The sequence below is a fragment of the Exiguobacterium alkaliphilum genome, assembly GCF_018138125.1.
Lineage (GTDB): Bacteria > Bacillota > Bacilli > Exiguobacteriales > Exiguobacteriaceae > Exiguobacterium > Exiguobacterium alkaliphilum.
Map to the genome: position 1 here is coordinate 434,261 of NZ_CP073101.1, position 18,489 is coordinate 452,749.

Annotated in this window: 16 protein-coding genes and 1 other annotated feature; all 16 genes read left to right on the forward strand. The window is 49.3% G+C overall.

The window, feature by feature from the left end; translation table 11 throughout:
- The first annotated feature begins 36 nt into the window (after window positions 1-36).
- The 16 genes from rplA (at window position 37) to rplB (ending at window position 18,461) form a co-directional block, all read left to right on the forward strand.
- The gene (gene rplA / locus KB235_RS02265) at window positions 37-723 is read left to right on the forward strand and encodes a 50S ribosomal protein L1 (RefSeq protein WP_034817123.1); all 687 of its coding nucleotides are present in this window, start codon (window positions 37-39) and stop codon (window positions 721-723) included.
- A 59-nt stretch (window positions 724-782) separates the two neighbouring features.
- Window positions 783-936 (forward strand) — a sequence feature (ribosomal protein L10 leader region).
- A 44-nt stretch (window positions 937-980) separates the two neighbouring features.
- A complete protein-coding gene (rplJ, locus tag KB235_RS02270) occupies window positions 981-1,487 on the forward strand; it encodes a 50S ribosomal protein L10 (protein ID WP_211780266.1) in 507 nt (168 codons plus the stop codon).
- Window positions 1,488-1,543: 56 nt separating this feature from the next.
- Window positions 1,544-1,909, forward strand: coding sequence for a 50S ribosomal protein L7/L12 (gene rplL / locus KB235_RS02275; protein WP_024372175.1), 366 nt, complete (start codon window positions 1,544-1,546; stop codon window positions 1,907-1,909).
- Between the two features lie 85 nt (window positions 1,910-1,994).
- Window positions 1,995-2,591 carry a class I SAM-dependent methyltransferase gene (locus KB235_RS02280; RefSeq protein ID WP_211780267.1) on the forward strand — a complete coding sequence of 199 codons (597 nt, stop codon included), beginning with the start codon at window positions 1,995-1,997 and terminating at the stop codon, window positions 2,589-2,591.
- A gap of 193 nt (window positions 2,592-2,784) precedes the next feature.
- Window positions 2,785-6,333 carry a DNA-directed RNA polymerase subunit beta gene (gene rpoB / locus KB235_RS02285; RefSeq protein ID WP_211780890.1) on the forward strand — a complete coding sequence of 1,183 codons (3,549 nt, stop codon included), beginning with the start codon at window positions 2,785-2,787 and terminating at the stop codon, window positions 6,331-6,333.
- A 22-nt stretch (window positions 6,334-6,355) separates the two neighbouring features.
- Entirely contained in the window at window positions 6,356-9,955 is a 3,600-nt protein-coding gene (rpoC, locus tag KB235_RS02290; RefSeq protein WP_211780268.1) for a DNA-directed RNA polymerase subunit beta', read from the forward strand.
- Between the two features lie 288 nt (window positions 9,956-10,243).
- On the forward strand, window positions 10,244-10,666 hold the full coding sequence (gene rpsL / locus KB235_RS02295; protein WP_012727683.1) for a 30S ribosomal protein S12: 423 nt from the start codon (window positions 10,244-10,246) through the stop codon (window positions 10,664-10,666).
- A gap of 52 nt (window positions 10,667-10,718) precedes the next feature.
- Entirely contained in the window at window positions 10,719-11,186 is a 468-nt protein-coding gene (gene rpsG / locus KB235_RS02300; RefSeq protein ID WP_021066600.1) for a 30S ribosomal protein S7, read from the forward strand.
- A gap of 116 nt (window positions 11,187-11,302) precedes the next feature.
- Complete coding sequence (gene fusA, locus KB235_RS02305) at window positions 11,303-13,381, forward strand: elongation factor G (protein ID WP_211780269.1); 2,079 nt, start codon at window positions 11,303-11,305, stop codon at window positions 13,379-13,381.
- A gap of 113 nt (window positions 13,382-13,494) precedes the next feature.
- Window positions 13,495-14,682 (forward strand): elongation factor Tu, encoded by a 1,188-nt coding sequence (tuf, locus tag KB235_RS02310; protein WP_034817130.1) that lies wholly within the window; start codon window positions 13,495-13,497, stop codon window positions 14,680-14,682.
- A 96-nt stretch (window positions 14,683-14,778) separates the two neighbouring features.
- A complete protein-coding gene (locus tag KB235_RS02315; protein WP_211780270.1) occupies window positions 14,779-15,288 on the forward strand; it encodes a hypothetical protein in 510 nt (169 codons plus the stop codon).
- 378 nt (window positions 15,289-15,666) lie between these two features.
- Entirely contained in the window at window positions 15,667-15,975 is a 309-nt protein-coding gene (gene rpsJ, locus KB235_RS02320; RefSeq protein ID WP_016508894.1) for a 30S ribosomal protein S10, read from the forward strand.
- A gap of 61 nt (window positions 15,976-16,036) precedes the next feature.
- The gene (gene rplC, locus KB235_RS02325; protein ID WP_211780271.1) at window positions 16,037-16,663 is read left to right on the forward strand and encodes a 50S ribosomal protein L3; all 627 of its coding nucleotides are present in this window, start codon (window positions 16,037-16,039) and stop codon (window positions 16,661-16,663) included.
- Between the two features lie 28 nt (window positions 16,664-16,691).
- Window positions 16,692-17,315, forward strand: a complete 624-nt coding sequence (rplD, locus tag KB235_RS02330; RefSeq protein WP_034804023.1) for a 50S ribosomal protein L4 — start codon at window positions 16,692-16,694, stop codon at window positions 17,313-17,315.
- Window positions 17,315-17,596: a 50S ribosomal protein L23 gene (gene rplW, locus KB235_RS02335; RefSeq protein ID WP_021066607.1), complete on the forward strand. Its 282-nt coding sequence runs from the start codon at window positions 17,315-17,317 to the stop codon at window positions 17,594-17,596. The genes rplD and rplW overlap by 1 nt, the downstream gene beginning before the upstream one ends.
- A gap of 34 nt (window positions 17,597-17,630) precedes the next feature.
- Complete coding sequence (gene rplB, locus KB235_RS02340) at window positions 17,631-18,461, forward strand: 50S ribosomal protein L2 (RefSeq protein WP_034817133.1); 831 nt, start codon at window positions 17,631-17,633, stop codon at window positions 18,459-18,461.
- The last annotated feature ends 28 nt before the right edge of the window (window positions 18,462-18,489 follow it).

Sequence of the window (18,489 nt, forward strand, 5' to 3'; positions counted from 1 at the left end):
GAGGAAATTCCGCTAACCACAAGGAGGAAAAGAATCATGGGTAAAAAACACCAAGAAGCAGCGAAGCTTGTTGATCGCACGAAGTCTTACGACCTCGCTGAAGCGGTCGAACTCGTTCAAAAAACTGCTACTGCTAAGTTCGATGAAACAATCGAAGTGGCTGTACGTCTCGGCGTAGATCCAAAGAAAGCAGACCAACAAATCCGCGGTGCCGTTGTACTTCCACACGGTACTGGTAAAACACAAAAAGTTCTCGTCTTCGCAAAAGGCGAAAAAGCTAAAGAAGCTGAAGCAGCTGGCGCTGACTATGTCGGTGACTCTGAGTTCATCACGAAAATCCAACAAGGATGGTTCGACTTCGATGTAATCGTTGCGACACCTGACATGATGGGCGAAGTTGGTAAACTCGGTCGCGTTCTCGGACCAAAAGGCCTCATGCCTAACCCGAAAACAGGCACAGTTACGTTTGATGTCGAGAAAGCAATCGCTGACATCAAAGCTGGTAAAGTAGAGTACCGTGTTGATAAAGCCGGTAACATCCACGTACCAGTTGGTAAGAAATCGTTTGAAGCAACAAAACTCTCTGAGAACATCGAGACAATCATCGAGACACTCATGAAAGTGAAGCCTGCTACTGCAAAAGGAACTTACCTCAAAAACATCGCGCTTTCGTCAACAATGGGTCCTGGAATCCGTGTTGCGACTGCCGACTTCATCAAGTAATCTACTTGAAATAAACTGTTGACAACGTGTGATACCGCTGTTAAAGTAAGACACGTTCAACCGAATATGTTGGATTACCGCAGACAGAAGGTGGACATCGGTCCGTAAACCCTTCCGAGGTGTCTTTGCTCGAACTTGAGCCTGTTGTCACAGGTTTACTTTCAAACAATTACGCCCTCGTATGTCTTCATACGAGGGATTTCTTTTGAAGAGCAGCCTCTCGTCCGGTACAAGAAATGACTAGGAGGTGCAAACACATGGCAAGCGAAAAAATCGTAGCTCAGAAATCGGCACTCGTCGATGAAATCTCTGAGAAAATGCAAGCGAGCGTTGGAACAATCGTTGTTGACTACCGTGGACTTACAGTTGAAGAAGTGACTACACTCCGTAAATCACTCCGTGACGCTGGAATCGAGTTCAAAGTATACAAAAACGGACTTCTTCGCCGCGCGGCTACTCAGTCTGGTTTTGACGGTCTTGACGAAGTCTTCACAGGTCCTACAGCAGTCGCGTTCTCGAACGAAGACGTTGTCGCTCCAGCGAAGATCTTGAACGACTTCTCGAAAGAGCACAAAGCGCTCGAACTCAAAGGCGGAATCATCGAAGGCAAAGTAACTTCACTTGAAGAAGTGAAAGCTCTTGCAGAACTTCCATCACGCGAAGGTCTTCTCTCGATGCTTCTCAGCGTACTTCAAGCTCCAATCCGTGGACTCGCAGTCGCAACAAACGCAATCGCAGAACAAAAAGAAGAGCAATCTGCTTAATTTTTGTCGCGTAGCGTAACCAAACATTTTCACAACATCAAAGGAGGAAAACCATAATGGCTTTCAACAAAGAGCAATTCATCGAAGACCTCAAATCAATGACGGTTCTCGAACTTAACGAACTCGTAAAAACAATCGAAGAAGAATTCGGCGTATCAGCAGCAGCTCCAGTAGCAGTTGCAGGTGCAGGCGCAGCAGCAGCTGAAGAGCAAACTGAATTCGACGTAATCCTCACAAACGCTGGCGCTGGTAAAATCAACGTCATCAAAGCGGTACGTGAACTTACTGGCCTCGGTCTTAAAGAAGCGAAAGCACTCGTTGACGGAACTCCAGCTCCAGTCAAAGAAGGCGTTTCGAAAGAAGACGCAGACGCAGTTAAAGCTAAGCTTGAAGAAGCTGGCGCAACTGTCGAAGTTAAGTAATCTAACTTTTACTTCACAACCTATAGAAGCTCGCCGTGGCGAGCTTCTTTTATTTCCTTGAAGATTGGGTTAGGAGGTTCAACGCATGGGAGATCATTACTATACGAACGATCCGAGTTCGAAAAGTGACCCTGAGACGTGGTCGTATGAGTTGCGAGGGAAGACGTATCGCTTCACCTCGGACCGCGGCGTGTTCTCGAAAGGATCGGTCGATTTTGGGTCACGTCTCTTAATCGAGTCATTTGAAGTGCCTGTCGTTTCGGGCCGTATTTTAGATGTCGGCTGTGGTTACGGTCCAATGGGGATCTCGCTTGCCGACGCCTCTGGGCGTGAAGCACTCCTCGTTGACGTGAACGAGCGGGCGCTTGCTTTGTCTGAACAAAACGCCACCCAAAACGGAGTGACGATTGAGACGCGACTCAGTCACGCTTACGATGCGGTCGGAGAGGAACGGTTCGCCGCAATTGTGACCAATCCTCCGATTCGCGCCGGTAAACAAGTCGTGCATACGATCCTTCGGGACGCGTATGACCATCTTGTGAGTGGTGGTGCACTCTATGTCGTCATTCAAAAGAAACAAGGAGCACCTTCTGCGAAGAAGTTGCTTGAAGACGTGTTTGGTCACGTCGAGACGCTTGCGAAAGAAAAAGGCTATTTCATTTTCCGTGCAATTCGGTCTTGACAAACGGCGAAGTCTTGTTGACTCGCTATAACGTATATGCTAACATTATAAAATGCCATTGGAATGGAATTCGCTTGAAACTGCCGCGTTTGCCGCTTTTTAGACGCGGAAAACGAGCGACATTCAATGACAATGTTCGATTATTACGCCCGAAAAATTCGCTAAAGAATTGGGGGTCTGCGAGGTGAATCAGTTGACTGGTCAACTTGTTCAGTACGGTCGTCACCGTCAGAGAAGAAGCTTTGCCCGTATCAGTGAGGTATTAGAGCTTCCGAATTTGATTGAAATTCAAACTGCTTCGTATGAGTGGTTCTTGCGTGAAGGATTGAAAGAGATGTTTACGGACATTTCGCCAATCTCTGACTTCACAGGAAACCTCGTACTCGAGTTCATCGATTACTCGCTCAGCGAGCCGAAGTACTCGATCGATGAGTCGAAGGAGCGAGACGTTACTTACTCTGCGCCACTTCGCGTAAAAGTACGTCTGCAAAACAAAGAAACAGGTGAATTGAAAGAGCAAGAAGTGTTCATGGGTGATTTCCCGCTCATGACAGAATCAGGAACGTTTATCATTAACGGCGCCGAGCGCGTCATCGTTTCTCAGCTTGTTCGTTCACCGAGCGTTTACTACAACTCGAAACTCGATAAAAATGGTAAGCGTGGTTTCGGTGCGACAGTCATCCCGAACCGTGGTGCATGGCTCGAACTCGAAACAGATGCCAAAGATATCGTGTATGTCCGTATCGACCGTACCCGTAAAATCCCGGTAACGGTGTTGTTGCGTGCGCTCGGATTCGGCACGGACCAAGAAATTATCGACCTTTTAGGCGACGACGAATATCTTCGTAACACCCTTGAAAAAGATAACACCGAGTCGACAGAGAAAGCGTTGATTGAGATTTATGAGCGTCTCCGCCCTGGTGAGCCACCAACGGTTGAGAACGCGAAATCACTTCTCGTCTCACGTTTCTTCGACCCGAAACGCTATGACCTCGCAAACGTTGGTCGCTATAAGATGAACAAAAAGCTTCATCTAAAGAATCGCTTGTTCGGACAGAAGTTGGCGGAAACGCTCGTTGACCCGGAAACAGGCGAAGTGATCGCGGAAGCTGGCACGGTACTTGACCGTCGTAACTTAGATCGTGTTCTTCCACACTTGGAGAACGGTCTTGGCTACATGGACGCAGAGCCGACTGGCGGCGTCGCGGAAGGTGAACCGTTCGGTCTTCAGTCGATTAAAGTCATCTCACCGGATGACCCAGACGGAGAGCGTATTTTGAACATTATCGGTAACGGCAATATCGACCGTAGCGTGAAACATATCACACCGGCCGATATCATCGCATCGATCAACTACTTCTTCAACTTACTTCACGAAGTCGGAACAACAGATGACATCGACCACTTAGGAAACCGTCGTCTTCGTTCAGTCGGAGAGCTTCTCCAAAACCAATTCCGCATCGGTCTTTCGCGGATGGAACGTGTCGTAAAAGAACGGATGTCGATTCAAGACCAAAACGCGATCACACCTCAGGCGCTCATCAACATCCGCCCGGTGATTGCATCACTGAAAGAGTTCTTCGGTAGCTCGCAGTTGTCACAGTTCATGGACCAAACGAACCCGCTCGCAGAATTGACGCACAAGCGTCGTCTGTCTGCACTTGGACCGGGTGGTTTGACGCGTGAGCGTGCCGGCTTCGAAGTTCGAGACGTTCACTATTCGCACTACGGTCGGATGTGTCCAATCGAAACACCAGAAGGACCAAACATCGGACTCATCAACTCACTTTCGTCTTATGCGAAAGTAAACGAGTACGGGTTCATCGAAGCGCCGTACCGTCGTGTTGACCCGGAAACTGGTCTCGTCACAGACGAGATTCAATATATGACGGCGGACGAAGAAGATCTCTACGTCGTCGCCCAGGCGAACATGCCGCTCACGGAAGACGGTCACTTTGCCGACGCACAAGTCCTTTGCCGCTTCCGCGGACAAAACTTGTCAGTTGAGCCGAGCCGAGTCGATTACATGGACGTTTCACCGAAACAGGTTGTTTCTGCCGCAACGGCATGTATCCCGTTCCTTGAGAACGATGACTCGAACCGTGCCCTCATGGGAGCGAACATGCAACGTCAAGCTGTACCACTTCTCCAACCAGATTCACCGATTATCGGGACTGGAATGGAGTACGTGTCAGCGAAAGACTCTGGAGCCGCGATTATCGCCAAGTTCCCAGGTGTCGTCGAGCGTGTCACAGCACGTGAAATCTTGGTCCGTCGCACGTCTGACGTGAACGGGTCTGAAGTTTCAGGTGACCTCGACCGCTACAAACTTCAAAAATATGTCCGCTCGAACCAAGGGACATGCTACAACCAGAAGCCAATCATCGCTGCTGGCGACCGTGTCGAAAAAGGAGAAATCCTTGCTGACGGTCCGTCGATGGATATGGGTGAGCTCGCGCTCGGCCGTAACGTCGTCGTCGCCTTCATGACATGGGACGGTTACAACTATGAGGATGCGATCATCATGAGTGAGCGTCTCGTGAAAGATGATGTGTACACGTCGATTCATATCGAAGAGTACGAATCAGAGTCACGCGATACGAAACTCGGACCTGAGGAAATCACACGTGATATTCCAAACGTCGGTGATGACGCACTTCGCAATTTGGACGATCGTGGGATCATCCGCATCGGTGCGGAAGTCAAGGATGGCGACATCCTCGTCGGTAAAGTAACGCCTAAAGGTGTGACGGAATTGACGGCGGAAGAGCGTCTCTTGCATGCGATCTTCGGTGAGAAGGCACGTGAAGTCCGTGATACGTCACTCCGTGTACCAAACGGTGGCGACGGCATCATCTTGGACGTCAAAGTGTTCGATCGTGAAAACGGTGACGAACTCTCACCAGGCGTGAACCAAATGGTTCGTGTCTACATCGTTCAAAAGCGTAAGATTCACGAAGGGGATAAAATGGCGGGACGTCACGGTAACAAAGGTGTTATCTCGCGCATTCTCCCAGAAGAAGATATGCCATACATGCCAGACGGCACACCAATTGACATCATGCTTAACCCACTTGGTGTTCCATCACGTATGAACATCGGTCAGGTACTCGAACTCCACCTTGGGATGGCGGCGAAGAAGCTCGGCATCAAAGTGGCGACACCTGTATTCGATGGTGCGCGTGAGGAAGACGTATGGGCAACGATTGAAGAAGCTGGAATGGACAAGGATGCCAAGACTCGTCTCTACGACGGTCGTACTGGTGAACCGTTCGATAACCGCGTCTCGGTCGGTGTCATGTACATGATCAAACTCGCGCACATGGTTGATGATAAACTTCACGCTCGTTCGACTGGACCATACTCACTCGTCACGCAACAACCGCTCGGTGGTAAAGCACAGTTCGGTGGACAGCGCTTCGGTGAGATGGAAGTTTGGGCACTTGAAGCGTACGGCGCAGCCTACACGCTCCAAGAAATCTTGACAATCAAGTCGGATGACACGGTCGGTCGTGTGAAAGCATACGAAGCGATCGTGAAAGGCGAGAGCGTTCCGAAAGCGGGCGTTCCTGAATCGTTCCGCGTCTTGATTAAAGAGCTTCAAGCACTCGGTATGGAAGTCAAGATGATGTCTGCGGACGATGAAGAAGTCGAAATGAAAGATGAAGATGACGACAACATCCCGAACGCAACATCGGCGTTAGAACAAGTCGTTCAACCGACTGTTACGGAAGAGGAATAAGGCGAAAAGGGAGGTCGGCCCCTTGGTAGATGTTAATCGATTTGAATATATGAAAATCGGCTTGGCTTCACCGGAGAAGATCCGTTCGTGGTCTTACGGGGAAGTCAAAAAGCCGGAAACAATCAACTATCGTACACTTAAACCAGAGAAGGACGGATTGTTCTGTGAACGAATCTTCGGTCCGACGAAAGACTGGGAATGTTACTGCGGGAAGTACAAACGAATCCGTTATAAAGGAGTCATTTGTGACCGCTGTGGCGTTGAAGTGACGAAAGCGAAAGTGCGTCGCGAGCGTATGGGCCATATCGAGCTCGCGGCACCGGTTTCGCACATCTGGTACTTCAAAGGAATTCCAAGCCGGATGGGCCTTGTGCTCGACATGTCACCACGTGCGCTCGAAGAAGTGATTTACTTCGCGTCGTACGTCGTGACCGAGCCAGGTGACACGCCGCTCGAGAAGAAGCAACTCCTCTCGGAAAAAGAATTCCGTCTCTACCGCGAGAAATACGGTAGCGACTTCAAAGCAGACATGGGTGCGGAAGCGATTCGGACACTCCTTCAAGACGTTCAACTCGAGAAGGAAGTCGGAGAACTCCGCGAAGAATTGAAGACGGTTCAAGGACAGCGTCGTACACGTGCGATCAAACGCCTTGAAGTACTCGATGCATTCTTCACATCAGGGAACAATCCAGACTGGATGATCCTTGAAGTACTCCCTGTCATCCCACCAGAGCTTCGCCCGATGGTGCAGCTCGACGGTGGACGCTTCGCGACATCGGACTTGAACGATTTATATCGTCGCGTCATCAACCGCAACAACCGTCTCAAGCGTTTGCTCGATCTCGGCGCGCCGAACATCATCGTGCAAAACGAGAAGCGTATGCTTCAAGAAGCGGTTGACGCTTTGATTGACAACGGTCGTCGTGGACGTCCGGTCACAGGTCCTGGTAACCGTCCGCTCAAATCACTTTCACACATGTTGAAAGGGAAACAAGGTCGTTTCCGTCAAAACCTTCTCGGTAAACGGGTCGACTACTCAGGACGTTCGGTTATCGTCGTTGGACCAAACTTGAAGATGTACCAGTGTGGTCTCCCGAAAGAGATGGCACTCGAACTCTTCAAACCGTTCGTGATGAAAGAACTCGTCGGTCGCGGCATCGCGTCGAACATCAAGAACGCCAAACGCAAGATTGAGAAGATGCAACCTGAAATCTGGGGCGTCCTTGAAGAAGTCATCCGTGAGCATCCGGTTCTCTTGAACCGTGCCCCGACACTTCACCGTCTCGGAATCCAGGCGTTTGAACCGATTCTCGTAGAAGGTCGCGCGATTCGCCTTCACCCGCTCGTATGTACGGCTTACAACGCCGACTTCGATGGTGACCAAATGGCGGTTCACGTTCCACTTTCTGCAGAAGCGCAAGCGGAAGCTCGTCTTCTCATGCTCGCAGCACAAAACATTTTGAACCCGAAAGATGGAAAACCAGTCGTTACACCATCGCAGGATATGGTCCTCGGTAACTACTACATCTCGCTTGAGCGCGACGATGCCATCGGTCAAGGGAAAGTCATGTCGAACGTCAACGAAGCACTCATCGCGTACCAAAACGGTTACGTCCACTTGCACTCGCGTGTGGCGGTTCCGGCGCGGACACTCAACAACCCGACGTTCACAGACGAACAAAATGAGAAACTATTGATCACGACGGTCGGGAAGATGATCTTCAACGAAATCTTGCCGAACACGTTCCCATACTTGAACGAGCCGACGATGGAAAACTTGCAAGAAGCAACACCTGATAAGTACTTCATCGACAAAGGAGCGAACGTTGCGGAAGAAATCGCCGCACGTCCACTCGTCGAACCGTTCAAAAAAGGATTCCTTGGAAAAGTCATCGCGGAAGTGTTCCAGAAGTTTGAAACGACTGAGACAAGCCGCATGCTTGACCGGATGAAAGACCTCGGCTTCAAGCACTCGACAAAAGCGGGTGTGACGGTCGGGATCTCGGACATCATCGTTCTTCCGGATAAACAAGAAATCCTCGATGAAGCACAGAAACAAGTCGACCAAATCATGAAATCGTTCCGCCGTGGTCTCATCACTGAAGATGAGCGCTATGAGCGTGTCGTCCGGTCGTGGAACGAAGCGAAAGATGAGATTCAGTCACGCTTGATGAAATCCCTCAACCGCTTGAACCCGATCTTCATGATGTCTGATTCTGGTGCCCGTGGTAACGCGTCCAACTTCACGCAGCTCGCAGGGATGCGTGGTTTGATGGCCGCTCCATCTGGCCGCATCATCGAACTTCCGATCAAATCGTCGTTCCGTGAGGGACTGACGGTTCAAGAGTACTTCATCTCGACGCACGGTGCGCGTAAAGGTCTTGCCGATACAGCCCTTAAGACGGCTGACTCAGGTTACTTGACGCGTCGTCTCGTCGACGTTGCCCAAGATGTCATCATCCGTGAAGAAGATTGTGGAACGGACCGCGGAATCCGCGTCGCCGCTCTCCGCGAAGGCACGGAAGAAATCGAAAGCTTGTATGACCGCCTCGTCGGCCGTACATCGTTCGAGACAGTGGCACATCCGGAAACGGGAGAAGTCATGGTCGAGAAGAACCAACTCATCACCGAAGAGCTTGCCCGTGAAATCGTCGATGCTGGCGTTGAGCGCGTTGAAATCCGTACTGCCTTCACATGTAACACGTCACACGGCGTATGTAAGAAGTGTTACGGACGCAACTTGGCGACCGGTTCGAACGTCGAAGTCGGGGAAGCTGTCGGAATCATCGCCGCGCAATCAATCGGTGAGCCAGGAACGCAACTTACGATGCGTACCTTCCACACAGGTGGTGTAGCCGGAGATGATATCACACAAGGTCTTCCGCGTATCCAAGAGGTATTCGAGGCCCGTAACCCGAAAGGTCAAGCGGTCATCTCGGAAATCCCGGGTACGGTCATCGACTTCACCGAGTCGCGCGACAAGCGTGAACTCACAGTCGAAGGGCTCAGCGAAACACGTTCGTACACGATTCCGTTCGGAGCACGTCTCCGTGTCCAAATCGGCGATACGGTCGACGCTGGGGAAGTCTTCACGGAAGGTTCGATCGATCCGAAAGAATTGCTCACCGTCCGTGGTGTATCGGGTGTTCAGAACTATCTTCTCCAAGAAGTTCAAAAAGTATACCGGATGCAAGGGGTAGAAATCGGCGATAAGCACGTCGAGGTCATGGTTCGCCAAATGCTTCGTCGCGTCAAAGTCATCGAATCAGGTGACACGCCGCTTCTCCCAGGTTCACTCGTCGATATCAGCGTCTTCAAAGAGGCATGTAAAGATGCTCTCCGCGACGGCAAGAGCCCGGCGACGGCCAAACCGGTCCTTCTCGGAATCACGAAAGCGTCGCTCGAGACAGATTCGTTCCTCTCGGCCGCTTCGTTCCAAGAAACGACTCGCGTGTTGACAGACGCTGCCATCAAAGGCAAGCGTGACTATCTCCTCGGTCTCAAAGAGAACGTCATCATCGGTAAGCTCGTTCCTGCTGGTACAGGGATGCCGGTTTACCGCGATGTCGAGCTCAAAGAGGACAAGGCAGAAGTCGCTCTCGAAGACACGACAGTGGAATAAAAACGTCTTGACAGCATTCATTGGCGGTGCTACTATGATTTAGTGCCGCCAATCGGTTGTTGTCGTAGACAACGGTGTCCAGCAGTCGGCAAGCTACTTGGACGTCACCCGATCTTTCTTCAGAAGGATTTGGCTGCTATCTTTGCCACTTTCAAGGTATAACTCACGTTTTTGCGAGGTCATGGAATGCCTACGCCTCGTAAAAGCGTTTCGTTATGACCTTAAATGAACCACCCGGGTCGGTGGGTCTAGAAAATAGCACAATTCAGGAAGGGAGGATCTTCAAAGATGCCTACTATCAACCAGTTAGTCCGTAAAGGACGTAAATCGAAAGTCGTTAAATCTGACTCTCCAGCACTTAACAAAGGTTACAACAGTTTCATCAAGTCACAAACAAACGTGAGCTCGCCACAAAAACGTGGTGTTTGTACACGTGTTGGTACAATGACTCCGAAGAAACCGAACTCGGCGTTACGTAAGTATGCTCGTGTTCGCTTGACGAACCAAATCGAAGTGACTGCGTACATCCCAGGTATTGGCCACAACCTTCAAGAGCACAGCGTTGTTCTTATCCGTGGAGGACGTGTAAAAGACTTACCAGGGGTACGTTACCACATCGTTCGTGGTGCGCTTGACACTGCAGGTGTTGACGGACGTATGCAAGGCCGTTCTAAATACGGTACGAAACGTCCGAAAGCTGCGAAGAAGTAATTCTCGCTTACTAAAACTACAACTACTGAAATTTTGAAAGGAGGGTACTCGGATGCGTAAAAACCGTGCAGAACGTCGTGACGTTATCGCAGATCCGATCTACAACTCGAAATTGGTAACTCGCCTCATTAACCGTGTCATGTTAGACGGTAAAAAAGGTACAGCTCAAACTATCATTTACAACGCATTTGGCCTCATCGCTGAACGCTCAGGCAAAGAGCCTATGGAAGTGTTCGAAGAAGCAATGAACAACATCATGCCTGTACTTGAAGTTAAAGCTCGCCGTGTTGGTGGAGCAAACTACCAAGTTCCTGTTGAAGTTCGTCCAGAGCGCCGTACGACACTTGGTCTTCGTTACCTCGTGAACTACGCTCGTCTCCGCAACGAGAAGACGATGGAGCAACGTATCGCGAACGAAATCATGGATGCAGCCAATAACACTGGTGCTTCAGTTAAGAAACGCGAAGACATGCATAAGATGGCAGAAGCGAACAAAGCGTTTGCTCACTATCGTTGGTAATTTAAACGTAAAGTCCACTCCACGTCACCAAGCGGTGGCTTAATGGAGTGGCTTTCGGGTATAATCATATCGTGTGCCAGCACACGAAAAACACATGCGGAAGGAGAATACCCAGTATGGCAAGAGAATTCTCCCTAAAGAATACTCGTAACATCGGGATCATGGCTCACATCGATGCCGGTAAAACGACAACGACTGAACGTATTCTTTATTACACAGGTCGTATCCACAAAATTGGTGAAACTCATGAAGGAGCTTCACAAATGGACTGGATGGAGCAGGAGCAAGAGCGTGGAATCACGATCACTTCTGCAGCGACAACTGCACAGTGGAATGGCCACCGTGTAAACATCATCGATACACCTGGACACGTAGACTTCACAGTTGAAGTTGAGCGTTCACTTCGTGTACTTGATGGCGCAGTAGCAGTACTTGATGCACAATCAGGTGTTGAACCACAAACAGAAACTGTATGGCGTCAAGCGACGACTTACGGTGTTCCACGTGTCGTATTCGTCAACAAGATGGATAAGATCGGTGCGGACTTCTTGTACTCGGTGAAAACACTTCACGAGCGTCTTCAAGCCAATGCACACCCAATCCAACTTCCAATCGGTGCGGAAGACGAATTCAAAGGAATCGTTGACCTCGTCGAAATGAAGACGTACATGTACTCGAACGACCTCGGTACAGACATCGAAGTAATCGAAGGCTTCCCAGCTGACATGGCTGACCAAGCTGAAGAACTTCGCGGTCAATTGATCGAAGCGGTCGCGGACTACAACGAAGAGTTGATGATGAAATACCTCGAAGGCGAAGAGATCTCAATCGAAGAACTCAAAGCTGGTATTCGTAAAGCAACACTCAGCGTAGAATTCTACCCTGTACTCGTTGGTTCGGCCTTCAAAAACAAAGGTGTTCAATTGATGTTGGACGCAGTTGTTGATTACCTCCCATCACCAGTTGATGTTGAGTCAATCAAAGGGGTTAACCTCGATACAGAAGAAGAAATCACGCGTGAACCTTCGGATGAAGCGCCGTTCTCGGCACTCGCATTCAAAGTCATGACTGACCCTTACGTCGGTAAATTGACATTCTTCCGTGTGTACTCTGGTACAGCACAAGCTGGTTCGTATGTGAAGAACTCGACTAAAGGGAAGCGTGAGCGTCTCGGTCGTATCCTTCAAATGCACGCGAACAGCCGTGAAGAAATTCCAATGGTATACGCTGGTGACATCGCCGCAGCTGTTGGTCTTAAAGATACAACGACTGGTGATACGCTTTGCTCAGAGAAAGACAACGTCGTTCTCGAGTCAATGACATTCCCAGAACCGGTTATCTCGGTCGCAATCGAGCCTAAATCGAAAGCTGACCAAGACAAGATGGGTCAAGCCCTCGCGAAACTCGCAGAAGAGGATCCAACATTCCGCACTGAAACAAACCAAGAGACAGGTCAAACGATCATCTCTGGTATGGGTGAGCTTCACCTTGATATCCTCGTTGACCGTATGCGTCGCGAATTCAAAGTAGAAGCAAACGTTGGTGCACCACAAGTTGCTTACCGTGAAACAATCCGTGGCGCTGCGAAGATCGATTCGAAATTCGTACGTCAGTCGGGTGGACGCGGTCAGTACGGTCACGTTGTCGTAGAATTCGAGCCGAACGAAGAAGGCGCTGGATTCGCATTCGAGAACAAGATCGTCGGTGGTGTTGTCCCACGTGAATACGTCCCAGCTGTTCAAAACGGGATTGAAGAAGCTCTCGAAAACGGTATCCTCGCTGGCTACCCAGTAGTTGACGTTAAAGCTGCCCTCGTCTTCGGATCGTACCACGATGTCGACTCGAACGAGATGGCGTTTAAAGTTGCTGCTTCGATGGCGGTTAAACAACTTAAGGATCAAGCGAAAGCTGTAATCCTTGAGCCAATGATGCGTGTTGAAGTTGTTATCCCAGAAGAATACTTGGGAGACATCATGGGTGACGTCACGTCACGCCGTGGACGCGTAGAAGGTATGGAAGCACGCGGTAACGCACAAGTCGTTAAGGCGATGGTTCCACTTTCGGAAATGTTCGGATATGCAACGTCACTTCGTTCACGTACGCAAGGACGTGGAACGTACTCGATGCACTTCGACCACTACGAAGAAGTACCGAAGTCAATTGCTGAAGAAATCATCAAAAAAGCGAACGGCTAATAACGGTTGTAACGCTGAATTGATTGTTGTAAGCTAAGGAGGACGTATGTTAAAAGTAGCCTACGTCTTCCTAGTTAAATAAAAACTTATTGTTTATAGAGGAGGAATCTAGAATGGGTAAAGAAAAATTCGACCGTTCTAAACCGCACGTTAACGTTGGGACAATCGGCCACGTCGACCACGGTAAAACAACTTTGACTGCAGCGATCTCAGCTGTACTTTCAAAAGCACAAGGTAAGGCTGCTACGAAGTTCGACCAAATCGATGGTGCTCCAGAAGAGCGCGAGCGCGGTATCACAATCGCAACAGCTCACATCGAGTACGAAACTGAGAAACGCCACTATGCACACGTTGACTGCCCAGGTCACGCTGACTATGTTAAAAACATGATCACTGGTGCTGCACAAATGGACGGCGCGATCCTCGTTGTTTCTGCAACAGATGGCCCAATGCCACAAACACGTGAGCACATCCTTCTTTCACGTCAAGTAGGTGTTCCTTTCATCGTCGTATTCATGAACAAAGTTGACATGGTTGACGACGAAGAACTCCTCGAGCTCGTTGAAATGGAAATCCGTGAACTTCTTTCTGAGTACGACTTCCCAGGCGACGACCTTCCAGTAATCAAAGGTTCAGCACTTGGCGCGCTTAACGGCGAAGCTCAGTGGGAAGAAAAAATCATGGAACTCATGAACGCTGTTGATGAGTACATCCCTGAGCCAGTTCGTGACACGGACAAAGACTTCATGATGCCAGTTGAGGACGTATTCTCAATCACTGGTCGCGGTACTGTAGCGACTGGTCGTGTTGAGCGTGGTGTTCTCCGCGTCAACGACGAAGTTGAAATCGTTGGTCTTACAGAAGAAACGAAGAAAACTGTATGTACTGGTGTAGAGATGTTCCGTAAGCTTCTCGACTACGCTGAAGCTGGCGACAACATCGGTGCACTTCTCCGTGGTGTATCACGCGACGACATCGAGCGTGGACAAGTACTTGCTAAGCCAGGTTCAATCACGCCACACTCGAAGTTCAAAGCTTCAATCTACGTTCTTTCTAAAGAAGAGGGTGGCCGTCACACGCCATTCTTCGCGAACTACCGTCCGCAGTTCTACTTCCGTACAACTGACGTAACAGGTATCGTTCACCTTCCAGAAGGTACTGAAATGGTAATGCCAGGAGACAACATCGAGTTGACGATCGAATTGATTTCTACAATCGCGATCGAAGACGGAACACGTTTCTCAATCCGTGAGGGTGGCCGTACTGTAGGTGCTGGTTCTGTAACACAAATCATCGAGTAATCGATGTTCAAAGCGGTCCGCATTTGCGGATCGCTTTTTTTTGTTTAGGTGGCGTCATGGTAAGATAGCACATATGGAATCAAAGGAGCGATGATGATGAAAGAGAAACTAGAGACGCTGTGCCGATTGAACGGAATCGAATGCCGCATCGGGGGTTCGACGTTACTGAAACATCATGGACTCATCGACGTGGCAAATGATTTCGATATTTTTGTAGAACCCGATCAATTTGAGCGACTTGATAACGTGCTCAGTCGAGTTGGGGAAAAGCGTGATTCAAAACCGCATGCCGATTATTTAACAACGTACTTTGGTGAGTATGAAGTTGAAGGGGTGGAGGTCGATGTGATGGCGTCGTTTCGGATGAAGTGCACGGACGGCATCTATACGCATCCATACGTCGAGCCCGTGAACGGCTGGATGCATCTCGAGGAGTGGGCCGTGCTTTACACGGTCATGGAGCGAACGGATAAAGTCGACCGTATCAAGGCGTATTTCCACGATCATGCATTCGATAAGGCGATTGTTCGAACGTGCCTCTTGCGGGCCCCGGATTCGATCGTCGAGCAGGTGATGACGCGGTTTCAAGATGAAATGAAACGCTAGGTCGAGTTGACACAGGAGTTCGTTTCGAAAATAGTTCAACAAAAGAAAGAAAATAGCTTGCAAATGGCTCGGAATCTTGTTACATTAGTGAACGTTGAATAACTCATCAGACATCCGGCGCGTTCAAAAAAATCAAATCTTGCAATTCATTTGCGGATTCGATATAATGATTAAGTGTTTGTGCGAGTGGTGAGAGACTTTACAGCAGAAAACGGGTCCAATCGTTGATTTGCAATGATCGGATGCCTCTGCTGACACAAGCACGCTGCGATGAAGCGGGAGGTTATGACACGCCAGGCAGCTTTGCCATGGCCGGTGTGGAAATTTCCGCGGAGAACTGTCTATTTTTAAAATAGGCGACAAAGGAGGGAAACTTACATGGCAAATGAAAAAATCCGTATTCGTTTAAAAGCATACGACCATCGCGTTCTCGATCAATCAGCTGAGAAAATCGTTGAAACTGCGAAGCGTTCAGGTGCAAAGGTTTCGGGACCAATCCCGCTTCCAACTGACAAATCGATCTACACGATCCTTCGTGCGGTTCACAAGTACAAAGATGCTCGTGAGCAGTTCGAGATGCGTACACACAAACGCTTGATCGACATCGTCAACCCAACACCAAAAACGGTTGATGCGCTTATGCGCCTCGAATTACCATCAGGTGTTGACATCGAAATCAAACTTTAATTCTTCATATAGTAGATACTAGCCAGAAGAGACAATAATTATTAAACAGGAGGTGTATCTCATGGCTAAAGGAATCTTAGGAACAAAACTCGGTATGACTCAAATCTTCAACGAAGCAGGCGAAGTCGTACCAGTAACAGTAGTTGCTGTCGAAGGAAACGTTGTGCTTCAACTTAAAACAGTTGAAACGGACGGTTACGAAGCAGTCCAACTCGGTTTCAGCGACGTGAAAGAATCACGTCAAAACAAACCGGCAAAAGGTCACGCTGCGAAAGCAAACGCGACACCTAAGCGCTTCATCAAAGAGATTCGTACTTCAGTAGAAGGATACGAAATCGGTCAAGAGATCAAGGCGGACATTTTCGCTGCAGGTGAATTAGTAGACGTTACAGGTACTTCAAAAGGTAAAGGATTCCAAGGTGCGATCAAGCGTCACGGACAATCACGTGGACCAATGGCTCACGGTTCGCGCTACCACCGTCGTCCTGGTTCGATGGGTCCTGTAGCTCCTAACCGCGTATTCAAAGGGAAGCTTCTTCCTGGTCAAATGGGCGGCGAGCGTAAAACGATTCAAAACCTTGAAGTTGTTAAAGTTGACGTGGAACGCGGCCTTGTACTCGTTAAAGGCGCAATCCCAGGCGCTCGCAAGTCGAACGTCATCATCAAATCAGCGGTAAAAGGTAACTAATTAACTGCACGGAAAGGAGGAATTACGAATGCCTAAAGTAGCTTTGCTTAACCAAACAGGTTCACAAGTTGGCGAAATCGAATTGGCAGAAGCCATCTTCGGTATCGAGCCAAACGATTCAGTACTTTATGACGCGATCGTCATGCAACAAGCATCACGCCGTCAAGGTACTCACGATACGAAAGGTCGCTCGGAAGTACGCGGTGGCGGCCGTAAACCATGGAAACAAAAGGGAACTGGTCGTGCGCGCCAAGGTTCGATCCGCTCACCACAATGGGTTGGTGGTGGAACAGTCTTCGGTCCAACTCCACGTTCATACTCTTACAAGCTTCCTAAGAAAGTTCGTCGTCTTGCACTTCTCTCGGCTTTGTCAACTAAAGTACAAAACAACGAAATGATCGTCCTCGAAGGCCTTGCTTTCGATGCACCAAAAACAAAAGATATGGCTGCTGTACTTAACAGCCTTTCAGTAGAACGTAAGGCTCTCGTAGTCACAGCGGACTACAATGAGACTATCGCTCTCGCAGCTCGTAACATCCCAGGAGTGACTGTGATCGAAGCAGCAGGCGTGAACGTTCTTGACCTCGTTGCTAACGACAAAGTCATCTTCACTAAAGATGCGGTTGCGAAGGTAGAGGAGGTGCTTGCATAATGGCTCAAGCATACGATATCATCAAACGCCCGATCATCACTGAGCGTTCAGTTAGCCTCATGGAAGCTAACAAATACGTTTTCGAGATCGACGTTAAAGCGACTAAATCGCAAGTGAAACACGCTATCGAAACAATCTTCAACGTGAAAGTTGCTTCGGTAAACACAATGAACATGAAACCGAAAGCGAAACGTGTCGGTCGTCACTCTGGTTACACATCGCGTCGTAAGAAAGCGATCGTAACTCTTGCTGAAGGCAACACAATCGACTTCCTCGGTTAATTGATTACTTTACAAGAAAAGGAGGGAATCCTCGATGGCAATTAAAAAGTTTAAGCCGACCACTAACGGTCGCCGTAACATGACATCTCTCGACTTTGCAGAGATCACTACGAATCGCCCTGAAAAATCGTTAACTGAAAAGCTTTCGAAAAAAGGCGGACGTAACAACCAAGGTCGTTTGACTGTACGTCACCAAGGTGGCGGACACAAACGTAAATACCGTATCATCGATTTCAAACGTAACAAAGATGGCATCGTCGGACGCGTAGCAACGATCGAGTACGATCCAAACCGTTCAGCGAACATCGCCCTCATCAACTATGCAGATGGTGAGAAACGTTACATCCTCGCTCCTAAAGGGATCAAAGTAGGCATGGAAATCATGGCTGGCCCAGAAGCGGACATCAAAGTAGGGAACGCGTTGCCACTCGCAAACATCCCTGTCGGTACTACTATCCACAACATCGAGCTTAAGCCTGGTAAAGGCGGTCAGCTTGTTCGTGCGGCTGGTGCATCGGCACAAATCCAAGGACGTGACGGCAAGTACGTCATCGTTCGTCTTCAATCAGGTGAATCACGCTTGTTCCTCGGCACTTGCCGCGCGACAGTCGGTTCAGTTGGTAACGAAGAACACGAACTCGTTAACATCGGTAAAGCAGGACGTTCACGTTGGTTAGGCAAGCGCCCAACAGTACGTGGTTCTGTCATGAACCCGGTTGATCACCCACACGGTGGTGGTGAAGGTCGTGCGCCAATCGGTCGTTCGGGCCCACTTACTCCTTGGGGTAAACCAGCTCTTGGTCTTAAAACTCGTAAGAAAAACAAATCGAGCGACATGTACATTCTTCGTCGTCGCAAGAAATAATCACTACATGATTCTCGGGCGGTTCGAA